Source organism: Streptomyces sp. Alt3, assembly GCF_030719215.1.
In the GTDB taxonomy this organism is placed as follows: Bacteria; Actinomycetota; Actinomycetes; order Streptomycetales; family Streptomycetaceae; genus Streptomyces; species Streptomyces glycanivorans.
Genome location: NZ_CP120983.1, coordinates 4,432,385 through 4,449,354, shown reverse-complemented (window position 1 = coordinate 4,449,354; position 16,970 = coordinate 4,432,385). Strand labels below are relative to the sequence as shown.

Here is a 16,970-nt window from a genome sequence, read left to right as displayed (position 1 = left end):
CCCGGTCACCACCACCCTGCGGGCGGGGGGCCCGAGGTGGAGCCAGGTCCACCCCCAGGACTCCCCCTCGCTGCGATGTGGCCGCCGCGCGCCGCCGGTTGAGTGGGACCCATGAATCAGCCACCCGCAGCCGTCCGCCTCGACACCGTCACCCGGTCCTTCGGCAAGGGCGCCGACACGGTAACCGCACTGGACGGAGTCGAACTCACCATCCCCCGCGGATCCTTCACCGCGATCATGGGGCCGTCCGGTTCGGGCAAGTCGACGCTCCTCCAGTGCACGGCCGGCCTCGACCGCCCCACGTCCGGCCGGGTGTTCCTCGGGGACACGGAGATGACCGGACTGAGCGAACGGCGGCTCACCCTGCTGCGCCGCCGACGGATCGGCTTCGTCTTCCAGGCCTTCAACCTGCTGCCCGCCCTCACCGCCGAGCAGAACGTGGCGCTCCCCCTCCGGCTCGCGGGCCGCAGACCCCGGAGAGCGGAGGTGCGCGCGGTCCTGGAACAGGTCGGTCTCGGATCCCGGGCCCGCCACCGCCCCACCGAGCTGTCCGGCGGCCAGCAGCAACGCGTCGCCCTGGCAAGGGCGTTGGTGACCCGCCCCGAGGTGCTGTTCGGCGACGAGCCGACCGGGGCACTCGACTCCCGCACGGGCCGCGAGGTCCTGGAGCTGCTGCGGTCCATGGCCGACGCCGGTCAGACGGTGATCATGGTGACGCACGATCCGGTGGCCGCCTCCTACGCGGACCGCGTGGTGTTCCTGGCCGACGGCTCGATCCGGGACGAGCTGTACGCCCCCGCCGCCGACCGGGTCGCCGCCCGCATGACCGCCCTGGCGGTGGTCCCGTGCTGAGCTCCGCCCTGCGGTCGATGCGGACCCGCTGGGTCACGTTCGTCGGCTCCTTCATCGCCCTCGCCCTGGGGGTCGGCCTGATCGCCATGACCGGGCTGGCGTTGGCGGCCACCTTCGACGCGCCGGAACGCGGCCCGGAGCGCTTCGCCGGGGCTCCGGTCGTGGTGGCGCCGTCGGACACCCTCCGGGTCCCCACGGCCGTCGGGGAGCGCACGGCCCGGCTCACCGGCCCCCGCCCGGTGCCGCAGCGCCTGGCCGACGGCCTCTCCCGCCTGGGGCGTACGGCCGAGGACCGCACGTTCCCCGTCCGCCTGGGCGGCGCGGAAGCGGTGGGACACCCGTGGTCCGTCGCCTCCGCCACGCCCTACCGCCTCGCCTCCGGCCGTCCCCCGGCGGGGGCCGGTGAGGTGGTCGTGACCACGGGCGCAGGCGGGGGCCTGCGGACCGGCGACCAGGTCCGGATCACCACCCCCGGCACGGCTGTCGGGACACCTACGGTCGTCGGCACGGTGAAGGACGCGGGCTTCGAGACGGCGGTGTTCTTCGGCGACGCCGAGGCCGCCCGCATCCACCCGGCCGTCGACGCGGTCGCCGTGCACGCCGACGCGGACGCCGTGCGCCGCCTGGCCGGGCAGTTCCCCGGCATGAGCGTCCTCACCGGCGACGAGAGGCACCGGGCCGATCCGGACCCCGACCGGGACAGCGAGGCCCTGACCGCAGTCAACGCGCTGCTCGGCACGGCGGCCGGCATCACCGGTTTCGTCTCGGTCTTCGTCGTCGCCTCGACGTTCTCCTTCGCCGTGGCCCAGCGCAGGAGGGAGTTCGGGCTGCTCCGCACGGCGGGGGCCACGCCGGGCCAGGTGCGGCGGACCGTCGTCGTCGAGGCGCTCGTGGTCGGGGTCCTGGCCTCGGCGGCCGGCTGTCTGCTGGGTGAGGCCGCCGCGCCCCTGCTGGCCGGGCTGCTGGCCGACGAGGGTCTCGCCCCGGCCTGGTTCGCCGTCGGCGACGCGACCTGGCCGCTGCACACCGCCTTCTGGGCCGGGCTGGGTGTGGCCCTCGCCGGGGTCGCCGTGGCCTCCCACCGCGCGGGCCGCGTCCGTCCCGTGGAGGCGCTCCGGGACGCGGCCGTGGACGCCGGGGCGATCCCACCGAGCCGCCTGCTGGCGGGTGCGGCCGTCCTGCTGACCGGACTCGGGCTGCTGGGCTGGTCCCTGGTCACCGACCCCGGTGACGCGCTCAAGCGGAAGGCGTACATCCTCCAGCCCATGTGGATCATCGTCGGCTGCGCGCTGCTCGCCCCGCTCCTCGTACGCCCGCTGACGCGCCTGCTCACCTGGCTGCCCGCCCGGCTGCCGGGTGCCACCGGGCTGCTGGCCCGGCAGAACGCCTCGGTCTCCCTCCGCCGGACCGCGGCGGTCGCGGCACCCGTGCTGATCACCGTCGCCCTGACGGGCTCGCTGCTGGGCACCGTGGCCACGATCGACGAGGCCAGGGCCACCGAGGTGGCGGCTGTAGCCGGCGCGGACCTCGTGGCGGGCGGGGACGGCCCGCTCGACCCACGCTTCGTGCATCGCGTACGCAAGCTTCCCGGAGCCGTGACCAGCGCTTCCCGGTCCACCGGGGTCACCGTCCTGGAGGAGGGCACCGCGCTCATCACCTCGGAGGCGCGGGCGGCCGACCCGGCCGGGCTGGCCGCGACCGCGCGTCTGCCGCTCGTCGCGGGCCGGATCAGCGACCTGGACGACGGTTCCGTCATCGTCAACGAGGAGTGGGAGACACGGACGGTGGGGCGGCGCGTGAGCGTCTGGCTGGGCGACGGCCGCAAGGTCTCCCTCCGCGTCGCGGCCGTGATGCGGACCGGCACCGGGAGCAACGGGGTGTACGTGACCCCTGCGAACGCTGCGGGCGCCCCCGTCGACCGTATCGACGTCAAGATCTCTGAGGGGGCCGACCGTTCGGCCGTACGCGCGCTCCTGGAGAAGGCCGGCCGCGACACGGGCACCCCGGTCATGACCCGGGACGCCTGGCTGGACGCACACGATCCGCGCACCGGCGGGAACACCCGGGCCGGTCTGCTGCTCATCCTGGGCATCGCCCTGCTGTACACGGGTATCGCCCTGGCGAACACGCTGGTCATGGCCACCTCGGACCGGGTACGCGATCTGGCGGTGCTCCGCCTCACCGGGGCCACGAAGACGCAGGTGCTGCGGCTGGTGGCGGTCGAGGCGCTGATGGTGGTGGCCGTGGGCGCGGTCCTGGGAGCGGCGGTGGCCGGGCTGAACCTGCTGGGGGTGAAGGGCGCCCTGGAACTCCTCGCCGTGAGCTCCCCGGTGGTCGTCCCGTGGCCGGCCCTCGGCGCGGTACTGGCGGCGTGCGCCCTGGCGGCCACGGTGTCGGCCGTGCTGCCCGCGCTCGCGGCGCTGCGCACCAGGCCGGTCGAGGTCGCGGGCGCCCGCGAGTGAGGGGACGGCCGCTTCCGGCTTCCCCGCCACCCGCCCGCCCGGTCGCGGAGGGCCTACCGGAGGGTGCTGCCCGGAGTACGGTCCGCTTGCTGCGCGACGTCGAGGAGGACCTGGCTGGTGTACCGGAACTCCTCCAGGAGCCGGGTCGCCTCGGTCACGAGGATGCCGTACGGCGCCGAGGGGTCGGCCAGGGACAACGACAGCCGGCGGGTCTCCTCGACCACTTGGTCCCTGCGTGCCTCCGCCTCGTCGGTGAGCCGCTCCAGCCGTTTCGCCTGCGGGAGGAGGGTGGTCTCGTCCAGCGTGATGAGCACCTCGGCCACCGCGCCGACGGACTCCAGGAAAGCCGCGTACCGCTGCAGGAACGGCCCTCGGGCCTCGTCCTCCGTACGGGACCGGTCGAGGCCGCGGGTGAGCGAGGCCACCTGATAGAGCGTGCGTTCCAGGGCTCCGAGCACGAACTCGTAGCCCTGGAAACCGGGGTGGCCACGGTGGCGGCGCAGCAGGCGCCGGGGGTTGAGCAGGGCACTTTCCTTGGATGTCAGGAGCCCCGACCGCGCCTCCCCGATCATTTCCCCGGTGCGTGCCGCGCGTGTCCGCCAGCCGCCGGTGGTCTCCTCGTCGGGGACGCCCTCCGCGAGCACGGGATGCATGTCGGCGAGCAGACCGTGGAGGGTGTGGGCGAGGCTGCGGATGCCGTACTCGGCGCTGCGGTGCCGAAGCGGCGGGGCCACGAGGACGTTGACGGCGGTCCCGATCGCACTGCCGATGAGGACCAGCAGAACGATCTCCCCCAGGGCGCGCAACCGCTGGGGGTCCCCGGACGCCGAGGTGTAGGTCGAGAAGGCGAAGAAGGCCGCTGTGGCGACCTGCGGCCCCTGGACGCCGAGGAGGGTCCAGCGCCCGATCGTCAGGGCGATGAGGGCGACGAGCACGAAGGTCAGCAGGTCCGGGCCGGCGAGGAACCCGAGAGCGGCCTGCACCAGCACCCCGGCGACGACGGCGCCGACGTAGCGCAGTGACTGGACGACCGAACGGTAGACGGTCACCTGCATCATCAGCACCGCGGAGAACGGGGCGAACGCCGGTGACCGGGCGTCCAGGACGTCGTAGGAGATCAGCCATGCCAGGGTGGCGGCGAGGGTGCTCTTCGCGATCATCAGCAGCGTGTCGCGCTCGTCCCCGGAGGAGGACAGGGCGCTGCGCCACCACTGTGCGACGGCGGCGAGCCGCCCCGTGCCCGACCGCTCGGTCGTCGTTCCTCCGGCCATCGGTCCCCGCGTCCTCCCGCTCCGGTCACGCCGTGCGCACCCGGGGTTCCTCGCCGCTCCCCGGCACCCCTGGCCGGGATGCCGCACGGGCCCGGCGAACCGGCTGCGCTGCCGCTCGCGCTCCATTCACGTGCCCGGCGACACCTGATTGAAGCGAATCCGCGAGCGAGGCCGGGCCTCCCCCGCCGAGGGCCGCCATCCGATTTGCGTCGGGTACCCATGCGCTGTTCGCGTGGCCGGAGGTTCCGCGCTCAGAGGTCGTCCACGTCGACCAGCCCGTCCTGGATGGCGCGGGCGACCAGGCTCGCCTTGGTCCGCGCGGGGCGGCCGACGTTCGCGTACTTGATCCGCACCCGGTCCAGATACGAGTTCACCGTCCGTACGGAGATGCCGAGACGCTGCGCGACCAGTTCCTTCGACTCCGACTGGAACCACTCGATGAGCACGTTCTCCTCGCGTACGGAGAGCTGGGGACGGTCGGCGCGGGTGTTCGTCCCCAGCGCACCGGCCAGCGCGGGCGGCATGTAGGGCCGCTCGTCCGCTGCCGCCAGCGTCGCCTCGACCAGGTGGTCCCGTCCCTCGCTCTTGGTCAGAAAGGTCGCGGCTCCCAGGTCCAGGCAGCTGAGCGCTGTCTTCTCGTCGTCCCGCATCGAATAGACGACCACCTGCCGTCCGGCGTCGACAAGTCTTCGAAGGCTGCCGAAGGCGGCACCGCCCTCGCCCAGTTGCAGATCCAGGACGACGACATCGGCCGTGCTGCCGGGCGCGGTCCAGGCTTCCCCCACCGAGCTGCCGGCCGCGACCACGGTGATGGGCCGCCGTGACGCGGCGTACCACGCCTCCACGCCCGCGAGGATGGCGGGATGGTCGTCGACGACGACCACGCTGACCGGTGCGTTGTCAATCATGTCTGGTCAACTCCGGAGACCGCCGGTCTTCTCCAGCCGGCTTCCACCCACACACTTCCGCCGCGCGTCGTTCTCTCCACGGTCACCTCGGCCACCGTGGTGCGGCCGTGTGCCCGAGCCGCCTCTCCCGTACCGGGGCCGCCGGCACAGTCCTCGCTGACCACGCTCACCCGTACCGCGCGGGGTGTCCACACGACGGTCACCCGCGCGGTGGAGCGGGTACGGCCCAGCGTCACCGCCACCGGGTCGACGAGCTCCCTGCGTACCTCCACGGGCACCTCCCCCGGCCGTCCTCGTACGGCCATGTCCACCGTCACCCCCTTGTGCTCGGCCACCTCGACGCACGCCCGCAACTCGTTGAGCAGCGGGTCGGACACGGCGTCCCCCTCGGCGAACAGACGGCGCATACGGGCGGCTTCCACGCCGCACTGGAGCCTGACCTCCTCGTCGTGCGGGCTCAGCGCACCGTGGCCGAGGCCCACGAGCAGCGGCACCGTCGTCGCGGTCAGGGCTCGGTAGCGCTCCTTGTGATCACGCTGCATGTCCTCGTGGATGCGTTCCCGGGTACGCAGTTCCTCCTCCAGCGCAGCCGCGGTCCCCGCTGCCGGCGCCGTGCCCTGGAGCAGGTGGCTCATCAGTACAGCGACGGAGAGCTGGAAACCGCAGCTGGCTGTCGTGGAGATCCCCATGACGGTCCACTGGGTGACGGTCGGCGCCCCGAACAGGAACACGGCGGCAGCGTTGAACAGCACGTGCGCCCCGAGGAACGCCGCGTACGCCTTGACCCGCAGGTCTGCCAACAGGAACAGCGCGTGCCAGCCGACCACTCCGAACGCCCAGTCCGGCGCACCGGTCGACTGCTCCGGCGGCAGCGTGAACGCGCATACCGCAGAGACGGCCAGCACCGAGCCCAGGCTCCACCCTCGCACCGCCGGGGGGATCCGCCTGCCACGCAGCAGATAGGCGGCCCCGAGCACCGCGACGGCGGCAAGGCAGACGAAGGCGGCCGTCTGTGCCCACGCGGGGCGGTACACGTCCTGGTGGACGACGAGCCGGCGCAGCGAGATGGTGAACTGCCACACCAGGCTGATCAACAGCACGGCCAGTTGGGTCCCGTGGAGGAGCCGCCCGCGGATGAAGCGGACGTCGGCCGTGTGCCGCACCCTGGCGCGGGGCCGGCTCGGTACGCCGGGCGTTTGCGCTCCGTCCCCTGCCCGTGACACCCCGGCCTGGCCGTGCCAGCGCCACTGCACGCGGGTCCCGGTGCCCGGACGGGAGGTGACGGAGGCCGAGCCTCCGACCGCGTGCATCCTGCCGATGACGGAACCGGAGATGCCCCGGCGCCGCGCGGGGACGGACTCCGGGTCGAAGCCCCCTCCGGCGTCGGACAGTTCGACGACCGCGCCGCCCGCCTCCGGCCAGGCCCTGAGCTCCGCCTCCCGCACCCCGGCATGGCGTGCCACATTGGTGACGGCCTCGCGGACCCCGTTGAACATCGCGAGCCCGGGGCCGGACGGAATCACGAGCGGCCCCTCGATGTGCGTCCTGAGCCGCACCCTGGTCCGTCCCTCGCCCTCGGGCACGCAGCCGAGGAGAGCCACGAGGTCGACGCTCCCCGTCTCGAATCCGGGCATGGCGGACATCGCCTCCAGATCCTGTCTGGCACGTGGAGCCAGCCACGACCAGTCCCGGCCGTCGCCCTGGGAGACCATCAGCAGCGTCGCGCTCGCCGTGTCGTGCAGGGTCGCCAGGTACTCACGCTCGGTCGCCCTGCGTACGGCGGCGACCTCCGTCTCCCGGCGCGCCGCCGCCCTGACCGCGGCCGCCCGGTCGGCCGCCCTGGCGAGTGCCCGGACGATGAGGTAGGCGGCCCTCGACAGACACACCTGAATCAGCATGCGCAACAGGGGTACGAGGTCGGGGCTGTGCCCGGGCGAGTGGAGGACGTCGCCCAGCACGAGGACGACAGCCCCCAGCGCGGCCAGGGCAGCGCCGGCCACCGGTCGCGTCGCCCACTCGTACTGGAAGGCGACGACGCTGATGCCGACGATCGCCTCCACCATCACACCGGCCCCGTCACCGCCGATCACCGGCTGGGACAGCCCCGCCAAGACCACCACGGCCGCGTCCGACGCCCAGAGCAGGGCGAGCGGGAACAGGCTCGGCCTGCGCAGCGAGTAGAGGCGCACACAGCAGGCGATGAACGCGGGCAGCAGGAGAGACACCGCCAAAGGAACGTCCGCCGCATCCGCCGAGACGGCGCCAAGCGCACCGCACAGGCAGACCACGATGGACCGGAGCCACACCCCGAACCGCTCGAGGGCCAGATTCAGCAGGACCTCACCGGACCCGGGGCCTTCCACCGGTTCAGTGGCTCCGTCCCCGTTGCCCCCGCCGCCCCCGTAGCGCATGCGAACAAGGGTAGTTGATCCGAAAACAAGACAGAGCGTCGATTCGTCTCCTGACCGGGTGCGACGAAGGCGTCGCGGTCGGCCTCCCCGTCGCCGTCTGCCGCCGGCTCGCTCGCATTCCCGTGTGTGCGGCGGCCCTTCTTGTGGGGCGAACGACCGGCACACCCGGCGCCCGGGCCGGACTACCGTGCCGTCATACGGGGCTGACACCAGCCGTGGCGGGCTCGCTCGACCTCACCTGCGGGCGCGGCTCACTTCGAACAGCTCCTCCTCGGAGCACATCAGACGGTCATCAGGAGATCCCATGGCAATCTCGAAGAACACCGTGCGGAAGGCCCGCCGCAGTGCGGGCAGCATCGCCCTTTCCGTGACCACCGTCGCCTGCTCGCTGCTCGGCTTCGCAGCGGTGTCGGCGGGGCCTGCCCAGGCGGTGCCGACCGGGTGCACCTGGACGTTCGAGGACGAGGGCAACCGCTGGACGTGGGCGCAGGTGAAGTGCCGCGGCGGATCCGGCTACTACCGCGCCTGGGTCAAGTGCCCCGGGTCCGGCGGTTACGTCTACAAGTACGGGCCCACCGTGTCGGCGGGACGCGCGTCGAAGGCCGACTGCGGTTCCGCGCTCGGGGTCGACTACGGCAAGAACGTCTACACCTACCCGCCAGGGGTGTGACGGCCGCAGAATGTCGCCGAGAGGTACGACGGAGCCGACCCGGCAGGCCTTCAGGAGATGACGTCGCGTAACAGGAGAAGGCTCCGTGGCGGTGGGCGCCAAGGAGCCGGACCACGCGACGGGACCACCGCATCGCCGACGTCGACGTGAGCACCTGGCCACCGTCCCGAGCGGCGGTGAGCCCGCTGCTGGAGGCCTGTGGTGAGCTCACCCGCTTTCAAGGAGACGACACTGAGAAGAATCAGCCCGCGGTTGGCCGTATCGGTCGTCACGTTCGCACTCGGCCTGACCCTGTCGGCCGGCTGCGCCATCGACAAGGGCACAGCACTCGCCGCGGAATTCGAGGAGGACTGGGCCGGCACGCCGGACGTGGCGACGATCCGCACGACCAAGAACAACACGCTGCCCTTCAAGGGAACGTCGGACGGCACGCTGGTCGTCGAGGACGGCACTCCGGCCGACCGCGTGACCCGGCTGGCGGGCGAGATGAGGGAGTACGTCGCCCGTCACGACAAGATCACCGGCCGGATCATGGCGGACGGCGTCACCTGCACCGTTGTCGCGGACACGAGGCGGACCCACGAAGTACTGGCGCTGTGGCGGTCGCTGACGGCCGACACCCGGGTGGTGAACGCCGACATCGACGACGCGCCCTGGAAAGAGGCCACCGAACGCTGGCGGATCGAGGTCACCGCAGCCGACGCCACCGGCGCCCTGGCGGTCTTCAAGGACATGCTCGCCGGGGGCGACCGGCACCAACCGCTCTCCGGCGTGACGGTCCTGCAGGTGAGAGGGCCGGGGCTGTTCGTGGAGACCGACTTCCACGACGGTTTCCCCGCCGAGGCGATCGCCGCGTACGAGGCGGTACTCGCTCGGTACCCGGTCGCGGGCGCGAGTCTGCGACGCGATGCTGTGGCCGGATCGGCGGTGGACATCGTCGTGGCGGAGAGCGCGGATCAGGACCATGCCCGCGAACTCGCCAGGAAGGCAGCGCCGAATCTCGGTGCCGCCGTCGATGTCACGAGCAGAAGCGCCGGCTGACCGCCGACCGGATCGACCGGCGGGGCCGCTCCCCCGCCACCCCTGAACCATCGCCGTCGAAGAGCCCCGCGGCCGAAGGACGTGTGGGGCGAACGACCGGCGCACCCGGCGACCGGGCCGGGCTGACGTTCCGTCGTACGGGGCTGACACCGACTTCAGCAGGCCCGCACGAATTCACTACCGCTTTCCACATCCGCGTTCGCGGATGACGCCGGCAGGTCCTCGCACCGCTGCCGGCCCGACGACCACACACACCGCGACCGGTCCTCCCGCCAGGGAAGATCAAAACTCGTTCAGGAAAGAGAGAATCCATGCCTTCCCGTTCTGTCCGAAATCAGGCCCTTGCCGCCGTGGGTGCCTTTGCCGCCGCCGTCGCCCTCCTCACCGCCACCGCCCCCACCTCCGCAGCGGCCGGCGGATACCCCACCTGCACCTTCTACAAGACCATTTCCAGTGGCGGCCTGAACATAAAGGTGCCGTCCACGGCGGCTCCCAGCGGGACCACCACGTGCAACCTGGTACTGAACCCCAACGCCAAGAGTGATGACGCGGCCGTCAAGGTTCTCCAGACGAGCCTCAAGACCTGTGAGGGGTACTCGTACCTGGACGTCGACGGCGCTTACGGGCCCCAGACCTTCCTGGCGGTCAAGGCTCTCCAGAGCAAGTACGGGCTGGACGCGGACGGCTACTACGGCCCGCAGACGCGCAACGCGATGAAGCACGCCGGATCCCTGGGCCGCTGCGGCCGCGTCTGAATCCGCACAGGGGCAGGCACTGCGGGCGCGTGTGCCCTGTCCCCGGCCCGGGCCGTCCCGCTCCGACCCATCGGCAGGATCAAGGTCGCGAAACAGAAAAAGCCCCAGGTCACGGCGAGTGAGTCCTGGGGCTGATCCGAGCCGCCTTCGGGATTCGAACCCGAGACCTACGCATTACGAGTGCGTTGCTCTGGCCATCTGAGCTAAGGCGGCACGCTCTGTCACACCATGGTGCGGTCAGCAGCGAGCCCAAGTCTACACAGTTTCCGGGGGTACTCCGCACCACCCGCCCGGTCGGCCGTCTCAGCAGGTCAGGTGCACTTCTTGCCGTCCTTGGGCGGTGTGCCGTCCAGCAGGTAGGTGTTGATCGCCGTGTCGACGCAGTCGCTGCCCCGGCCGTACGCCGTGTGTCCGTCGCCCTCGTAGGTGAGCAGGGTGCCGGAGGAGAGCTGGTCCGCGAGGGACTCGGCCCACTTGTAGGGGGTGGCCGGGTCGCGGGTGGTGCCGACCACGACGATGGGGGCGGCCCCCTCGGCCTCGGTGCGGTGCGCGGTGCCGGTGGGCTCCACGGGCCAGGCGGCGCAGTTCAGGGCGGCCCAGGCGAAACCCCTGCCGAAGACCGGGGACGCCTTCTCGAACTCCGGGAGGGCCTTCTCCACGGCTTCGGGGCCGGTGAAGGCGGGGGCGAGGTCGAGGCAGTTCACGGCAGCGTTGGCGAACATCAGGTTCTGGTACTTGCCGCTCGGATCGCGCTCGTAGTAGCTGTCGGCCAGTGCGAGGAGCCCGGAGCCGTCCCCGCGCTGCGCCGCGGCGACCGCCTCGCGGAGCTGGGGCCAGGCGGACTCGTCGTACATCGCGGCGATCACCCCGGTGGTCGCCAGGGACTCGGTCAGCCGGCGGGCATCGCCCGTCGGCACCGGTTCGGAGTCCAGATCGGCGAAGAGCTTCTTCAGCTCGGTCGCCGCGTTCGCGGTGGACGTCGTGCCGAGCGGGCAGTCGTCCTGCTTCACACAGTCCGCGGCGAAGGACTGCAACGCCGCCTCGAAGCCCGCGGTCTGGTCACGGTTGATGTCGATCGCGGGGAGCGACGGATCCATGGCCCCGTCGAGGACGAGGCGTCCGACGCGGGTGGGGAAGAGGTCGGCGTAGGTCGCGCCGAGGAACGTGCCGTACGAGGCCCCGACGTAGTGCAGCTTCTCGTCGCCGAGCAAGGAGCGCAGAATGTCCATGTCTCGCGCCGTCTCGACGGTGGAGACGTGCGGGAGGATCTTCCCGGAGCGCTTCTCGCAGCCGGCGGCGAACTTCGCGAAGGACTTGTCGAGCGCTGCGATCTCAGCCTTGTCGTCGGGGGTCTGGTCCACCTGTGTGTAGGTGTCCATCTCCTTGCCGGTGAGGCAATTGACCGGTTCGCTGCGGGCCACCCCGCGCGGATCGATGGCCACCATGTCGTACCGGGCGCGGACCGGGGCCGGATAGCCGATGGCCGCGTACCCCTGGAGGTAGCCGACGGCGGAGCCGCCGGGGCCGCCGGGGTTCACCAGGAGCGAGCCGATCCGCTTGCCCGGCCCGGTGGCCTTCTTGCGCGAGACGGCGAGCTGGACGTCTCCGCCGTCGGGCTCGGCGTAGTCCAGCGGGGCCTTCATCGTGGCGCACTGGAAGCCCTCCACACCGCAGTCCCGCCAGCGCAGCTTCTGCCCGTAGTACGGCTCGAGTTCCTCGGAGGCGGCCGAGCCCGTCGCCGACGCGCTCGGCGCCGAACCTCCGCTGCTGCAGCCGGAGACGAGAAAGGCCGGCAGTGCCGAGCGCGGTGGCGAACGTACGGAGCAGGCGCCTGGTGTCCATCCCCGGAGCGTAGCCGCCGTGTGACGACTCGACCGATTCCCTGCTCATACGGGTGAATTCGCTCGGCTCACGGACCGGTCGGGACCGCGTCGCAGCGCGCCGGCTCCGGACGTCAGCCCGCTCGGAGGGCCACCGTCATCGACTCCACCGCAAGCAGCGGCGCGACGTTGCGGTCGAGGGCCCGGCGGCAGGCGAACACTGCCTCGATCCGGCGCAGGGTGCGCTCGGGGGTGGAGGACTCGGCGATCCGGTCGAGCGCGTCCCGTACGTCGGTGTTGGCGAGGGCGGTCCGGGATCCGAGCTGAAGCGCCAGCACATCGCGGTAGAAACCGGTGAGTTCGCTCAGCGCGAGGTCGAGACTGTCGCGCTGCGTACGCGTCCTGCGGCGCTTCTGCCGGTCCTCCAGCTCCTTCATCGCCCCCGCCGTCCCGCGCGGCATCCGACCCCCTGCCACGGCACCGAGCGCCGCCTTCAGGTCGTCCGTCTCCTTGACGTCGATCTCCTCGGCGACCTGCTTGGCGTCGTCCGTCGCCGTGTCGATCAGCTCCTGGGCCGACTTGAGGCAGCCGCCGACGTCATGGACGCGCAGCGGGAGCTTGAGCACCGCCGCACGCCGGGCGCGCGCCCGCTCGTCCGTGGCGAGACGACGTGCCCTGCCGATGTGGCCCTGGGTGGCGCGGGCCGCGGACGCCGCCCGCTCGGGGTCGATGCCGTCACGTCTGATCAGCACATCCGCGACGGCTTCCACCGGAGGCGTACGCAGCGTGAGATGGCGGCAGCGGGATCGGATCGTGGGCAGCACGTCCTCGAGGGAAGGTGCGCAGAGCAGCCACACGGTGCGCGGCGCGGGCTCCTCCACCGCCTTCAGCAGGACGTTTCCCGCGCCCTCCGTGAGGCGGTCGGCGTCCTCCATGACGATGACCTGCCAGCGGCCCACGGCTGGGGACAGCTGGGCCCGGCGGACGAGCTCACGGGTCTCCTTCACACCGATGGAGAGCAGATCCGTGCGGATGACCTCGACGTCGGCGTGGGTTCCGATCAGCGCGGTGTGGCAGCCGTCGCAGAAGCCGCAGCCGGGAGCTCCGCCCAGCGCACGGTCGGGGCTGGTGCACTGGAGGGCCGCGGCAAAGGCACGGGCGGCGGTGGCCCGGCCGGAACCTGGCGGGCCGGTGAACAGCCAGGCGTGGGTCATCTTCGAGCTGGGGGACACCGGCCCCCCGACGGACTGCGCGGTGACCAGCGCATCGGCGTCCCGGGCGGCGGCACCGAGCTGCGCCTGCACTCGGTCCTGTCCGACCAGGTCGTCCCATACGGTCATGGTCACCGCCCTTCCGGTGGTGTGGTGCGGGAACGCCGGGTGTTCCCTCGCCTCCCCATTGTGCGGGAAGGGTCTGACAACCCCGGCGTTCCGCTCCCTCGCCGCAAGCCCCCGGCCACACCGGCCGGTCACGCCGCCGGGGCCGGGATCGGCCCGTCAGCGGCGCGGCTTGCGTCCGCCCCGCCCGGAGCCGCCCTGATCGTCGTCACGGTCACCGAGCAGTTCGTCGGCGAGTGACGGCAGATCGTCGAGCGGCGTCTCCTCGGCCCAGTCGGAACGCGGCCGCTTCTTGCGGCCTCGATCGTCCTGCCCCGCCTGCGGGTCGTCGCTCACCTGCGGCAGTTCACGCGTGCGCTCGTTCTCGCTCTCGGCGCCGGAGGCCCGGCGCCCGTCACGGAAAACGCCCGGCGGCACCCGGTCCGAAGGGTTCTCGTCCCGCACGGGCCGCAGCACCGCGGTCTCGTCGGCGTCACGCACGGGCGGCAGCACGGCCGTCTCGTCGGCGTCGCGCGCCGGGCGCTCGGGCCTGGCGACCGGCACGGGCTGCGTGATCTCGTTCGGATTCACGACCGGCGTCGGGACGGTGAGCTCGTTGTCCGGAACGGTCGGTCCGCCCGACCGGGAACCGGTCCGGCCGGAGTCCTGGGAACGCTGCGCGGCGGCGTCGGCCGCGGCCTCCTCGGCACGGGCTGCCGCCTCGGCCTCGGCGCGGCGGCGGGCCTCCTCGGACCGCAGCAGCGCCTCCTCCGCCTTGCGCTGCTTCTCCAGGCGGAGTTCCTCCGCCTCCTTGCGCAGCCGCGCCTCTTCCTGGGCCTGCCGGCGCAGCCGCTCCTGCTCGGCCTCACGCACCCGCTCCTCGGCTTCGAGTCGGGAGCGCTCCTCCTCGGCACGGCGACGGGCCTCCTCGGCACGCTGCCGGGCCTCCTCCGCCTGCCGTTCGGCCTCGCGCTGCCGCGCCTCTTCCTCCTCGCGGCGCCTGCGCTCCTCCTCCTCGGCCCGGAGCTTGGCGAGCTGAGCCTGCCGCTCGCGCTCCAGGCGCTCCTCCTCGGCCTTGCGGGCGGCCTCTTCCTCGGCCTTGCGCCGGGCCTCCTCCTCGGCCGCCTTCCGCGCCTCCTCCCGGGCCTTGATCTCGGCCTCGGAGAGGGGCAGGAGCCGGTCGAGCCGGTGGCGTACGACAGTGGTGATCGCTTCCGCCTCCTGCCCGGCGTCCACCACCAGGTAGCGGGCCGGGTCGGCAGCCGCGAGGGTGAGGAAGCCGGAGCGCACCCGGTCGTGGAACTCGGCGGGCTCGGACTCCAGCCGGTCGGGCGCCTCGGTGAAGCGTTCCCGTGCCGTCTGCGGGTCGACGTCGAGAAGCACCGTCAGATGCGGTACGAGTCCACTCGTCGCCCAGCGCGAGATCCTGGCGATCTCGGTCGGGGCGAGGTCCCGGCCGGCGCCCTGGTAGGCGACGGACGAGTCGATGTAGCGGTCCGAGATGACGATCGCGCCGCGCTCCAGCGCCGGGCGGACGACCGAGTCCACGTGCTCCGCCCGGTCGGCGGCGTACAGCAGCGCCTCCGCGCGGTTGGACAGGCCGGCCGACGAGACGTCCAGCAGGATCGAACGCAGCCGCTTGCCGATCGGCGTGGCACCCGGCTCGCGGGTCACGACGACCTCGTGGCCCTTGGCGCGGATCCAGTCGGCGAGCGTCTCGACCTGGGTGGACTTGCCGGCTCCGTCGCCGCCCTCCAGGACGAGGAAGAAACCGTTCGTCGCGGGGGCGACAGCGGGGTCGCCGCCGCGCAGCGCCTCACGCAGGTCACGGCGCAGCGGGACACCGGAACGGTCGTCGGTCCTCGCCAGGACGATCACCGCGACGGGAAGCAGCAGCGCGCCGATGAGCATCAGCGCGAAGGCGGCACCGCCGTGCGCGAAGACGAAATCGCCGGACCCCAGCCGGTGCCGGCCGATCGCGGCGGCGAGCAGCGGCCCGCCCACCGCGCCGAGCGCGACCAGCACGCGGACGACTGCCTGGAGGTGCTCGGTGTTCCTGGCCTGCCGGGATGCCTCCGTCTCCTGGTCGATGACGGCGTGCCCGATATGGGCGGCGACCCCCGCGGCGTAACCGGCGAGCAGCGCGATCAGCAGCCCGGTGGCGGTGTCCGGAACGAGGCCGAGCGCCAGCAGCGAGACACCGGTGACGGCGACCGCCAGGGCCAGCAGACGGCGCCGCGACAGGGCGGGCAGCACCTTGCGCGCGGTACGGATACCGAGGGCGGTGCCCCCGGTCAGGGCCAGGATCAGCAGGGCGAAGGTGGCCGGGCCGCCGCCGAGGTCGGAGGCGTGGAGCACGGAGACGGCGGCTGCGGCGGCGATGGCCCCCGCGACCGCGGAGCACGCGGCGACGACCAGCGGGATGGTGCCGGTGCGGCCCTTGTCGGTACCAGAGCCGGCGGTTGGCCGGCGCAGCCCCTCCAGGGGCGAGCGCGGGCGGGGCGTACGGGTTGCCGGGAGTTCGAGGAAGTACAGGGTCGAGACGGAGGCGGAGAAGAGCCCCGCCGCGATGTAGGAGCCGAGGGCCGCCTGGTGGAAGGAGAACCAGTCGAAGCCGGTACCGAGCAGTTCACCGATCAGCGCGGCAACCACCAGCACGGCCGCGGCTGCGGGCACAGCCAGGAAGCTCGTCCGCAGGGAGAGCCTGCGCAGGGCGTCGAGGTGGTCCGGCAGCGGGCGCACGGCGGCACCCTCCGGGGGCGGGGCGGGAAGCAGCGCGGGAGCGGCGCTCTCCTTGGCGATCGCCCACAGGCGTTCGCCGACACCCGCCACGAAGACGGTGATGAGGATCATCATGAGTGCCTTGTCCGGCATCCAGTCGATCCACAGGGGCGCGACGACCAGCAGGGCGAGCCGCAGCCCGTCCGTCCCGATCATCAGCCATCGCCGGTCGACCGGCCCGCCGGGCGCGGTGAGCGCCGTCAGAGGCCCAAGGAGTACGGCTCCGAAGAGCACGGTGGAAAGGATCCGGGCACCGAAGACGGCGGCGACGGCAAAGGCCGCCCCGCGGTATCCGGCGCCGAATGAGCCCTCGACGACCGCCGCTTGCAGCGACAGCAGCACGAGCACGAGAAGGGCGAGTGAATCGCCGATACTTCCGACGAGCTGGGCGCTCCACAACCGCCGGAGCGGGGGAACACGCAGAAGGGCTCGTACGGCGCGCTCGCGTGAGTCTGCGGCAAGTGTGTCGGAGGTGGGGCTCACGACCGGTGGCTGCTCGGCTCGCGTCATCCGCCCAGCCTATCGGGAGCGGCGCGGGACCCGGGGGCCGCGTCCGAACATATGCCCAGTGGATGCGCGGGCCGGTCCCGCGCGACCGCTCCCGCGAACGCCGGAAGGGCCGGGTCACCCCAGCCCTTCCGGTGTTCGAGCACGGCGAACGGCCGGCTCCTCATGCCTGTGCG

The 16,970-nt window shown here is 72.4% G+C and carries 10 protein-coding genes, 1 tRNA gene and 1 pseudogene; 5 read left to right on the top strand and 7 right to left on the bottom strand.

The window, feature by feature from the left end:
• The first annotated feature begins 111 nt into the window (after window positions 1–111).
• Complete coding sequence (locus P8A20_RS19595) at window positions 112–852, top strand: ABC transporter ATP-binding protein (RefSeq protein ID WP_147958818.1); 741 nt, start codon at window positions 112–114, stop codon at window positions 850–852.
• A complete protein-coding gene (locus P8A20_RS19590) occupies window positions 846–3,314 on the top strand; it encodes an ABC transporter permease (RefSeq protein ID WP_306103948.1) in 2,469 nt (822 codons plus the stop codon). Before P8A20_RS19595 ends, P8A20_RS19590 begins: the two co-directional genes overlap by 7 nt.
• 53 nt (window positions 3,315–3,367) lie before the next feature.
• Here the strand turns inward: P8A20_RS19590 and P8A20_RS19585 are convergent, their stop codons facing one another.
• From P8A20_RS19585 to P8A20_RS19575, 3 genes are all read right to left on the bottom strand, one after another.
• Window positions 3,368–4,585 carry an FUSC family protein gene (locus tag P8A20_RS19585; RefSeq protein WP_306103947.1) on the bottom strand — a complete coding sequence of 406 codons (1,218 nt, stop codon included), beginning with the start codon at window positions 4,583–4,585 and terminating at the stop codon, window positions 3,368–3,370.
• A gap of 251 nt (window positions 4,586–4,836) precedes the next feature.
• Window positions 4,837–5,493, bottom strand: a complete 657-nt coding sequence (locus P8A20_RS19580) for a response regulator transcription factor (RefSeq protein WP_306103946.1) — start codon at window positions 5,491–5,493, stop codon at window positions 4,837–4,839.
• Window positions 5,490–7,904, bottom strand: coding sequence for a sensor histidine kinase (locus P8A20_RS19575; protein WP_306103945.1), 2,415 nt, complete (start codon window positions 7,902–7,904; stop codon window positions 5,490–5,492). The genes P8A20_RS19580 and P8A20_RS19575 overlap by 4 nt, the downstream gene beginning before the upstream one ends.
• A 304-nt stretch (window positions 7,905–8,208) precedes the next feature.
• Between P8A20_RS19575 and P8A20_RS19570 the strand changes: the two genes are divergently transcribed.
• The 3 genes from P8A20_RS19570 to P8A20_RS19560 all read left to right on the top strand — a co-directional run bounded on the left by P8A20_RS19570 (window position 8,209) and on the right by P8A20_RS19560 (window position 10,370).
• Window positions 8,209–8,574: a hypothetical protein gene (locus P8A20_RS19570; protein ID WP_147958815.1), complete on the top strand. Its 366-nt coding sequence runs from the start codon at window positions 8,209–8,211 to the stop codon at window positions 8,572–8,574.
• A gap of 201 nt (window positions 8,575–8,775) precedes the next feature.
• Entirely contained in the window at window positions 8,776–9,615 is an 840-nt protein-coding gene (locus P8A20_RS19565; RefSeq protein WP_147958814.1) for a hypothetical protein, read from the top strand.
• Between the two features lie 311 nt (window positions 9,616–9,926).
• Complete coding sequence (locus P8A20_RS19560; protein WP_147958813.1) at window positions 9,927–10,370, top strand: peptidoglycan-binding domain-containing protein; 444 nt, start codon at window positions 9,927–9,929, stop codon at window positions 10,368–10,370.
• A gap of 139 nt (window positions 10,371–10,509) precedes the next feature.
• Here P8A20_RS19560 and P8A20_RS19555 read toward each other — a convergent pair.
• From P8A20_RS19555 to tmk, 4 genes and pseudogenes are all read right to left on the bottom strand, one after another.
• Window positions 10,510–10,583: transfer RNA gene (locus P8A20_RS19555), tRNA-Thr, on the bottom strand.
• Between the two features lie 98 nt (window positions 10,584–10,681).
• A pseudogene (locus P8A20_RS19550) lies at window positions 10,682–12,212 on the bottom strand (alpha/beta hydrolase).
• Between the two features lie 112 nt (window positions 12,213–12,324).
• Window positions 12,325–13,530 (bottom strand): DNA polymerase III subunit delta', encoded by a 1,206-nt coding sequence (locus P8A20_RS19545; RefSeq protein WP_147958811.1) that lies wholly within the window; start codon window positions 13,528–13,530, stop codon window positions 12,325–12,327.
• 156 nt (window positions 13,531–13,686) lie between these two features.
• Window positions 13,687–16,797, bottom strand: a complete 3,111-nt coding sequence (tmk, locus tag P8A20_RS19540; protein WP_306103944.1) for a dTMP kinase — start codon at window positions 16,795–16,797, stop codon at window positions 13,687–13,689.
• Window positions 16,798–16,970 lie beyond the last annotated feature (173 nt).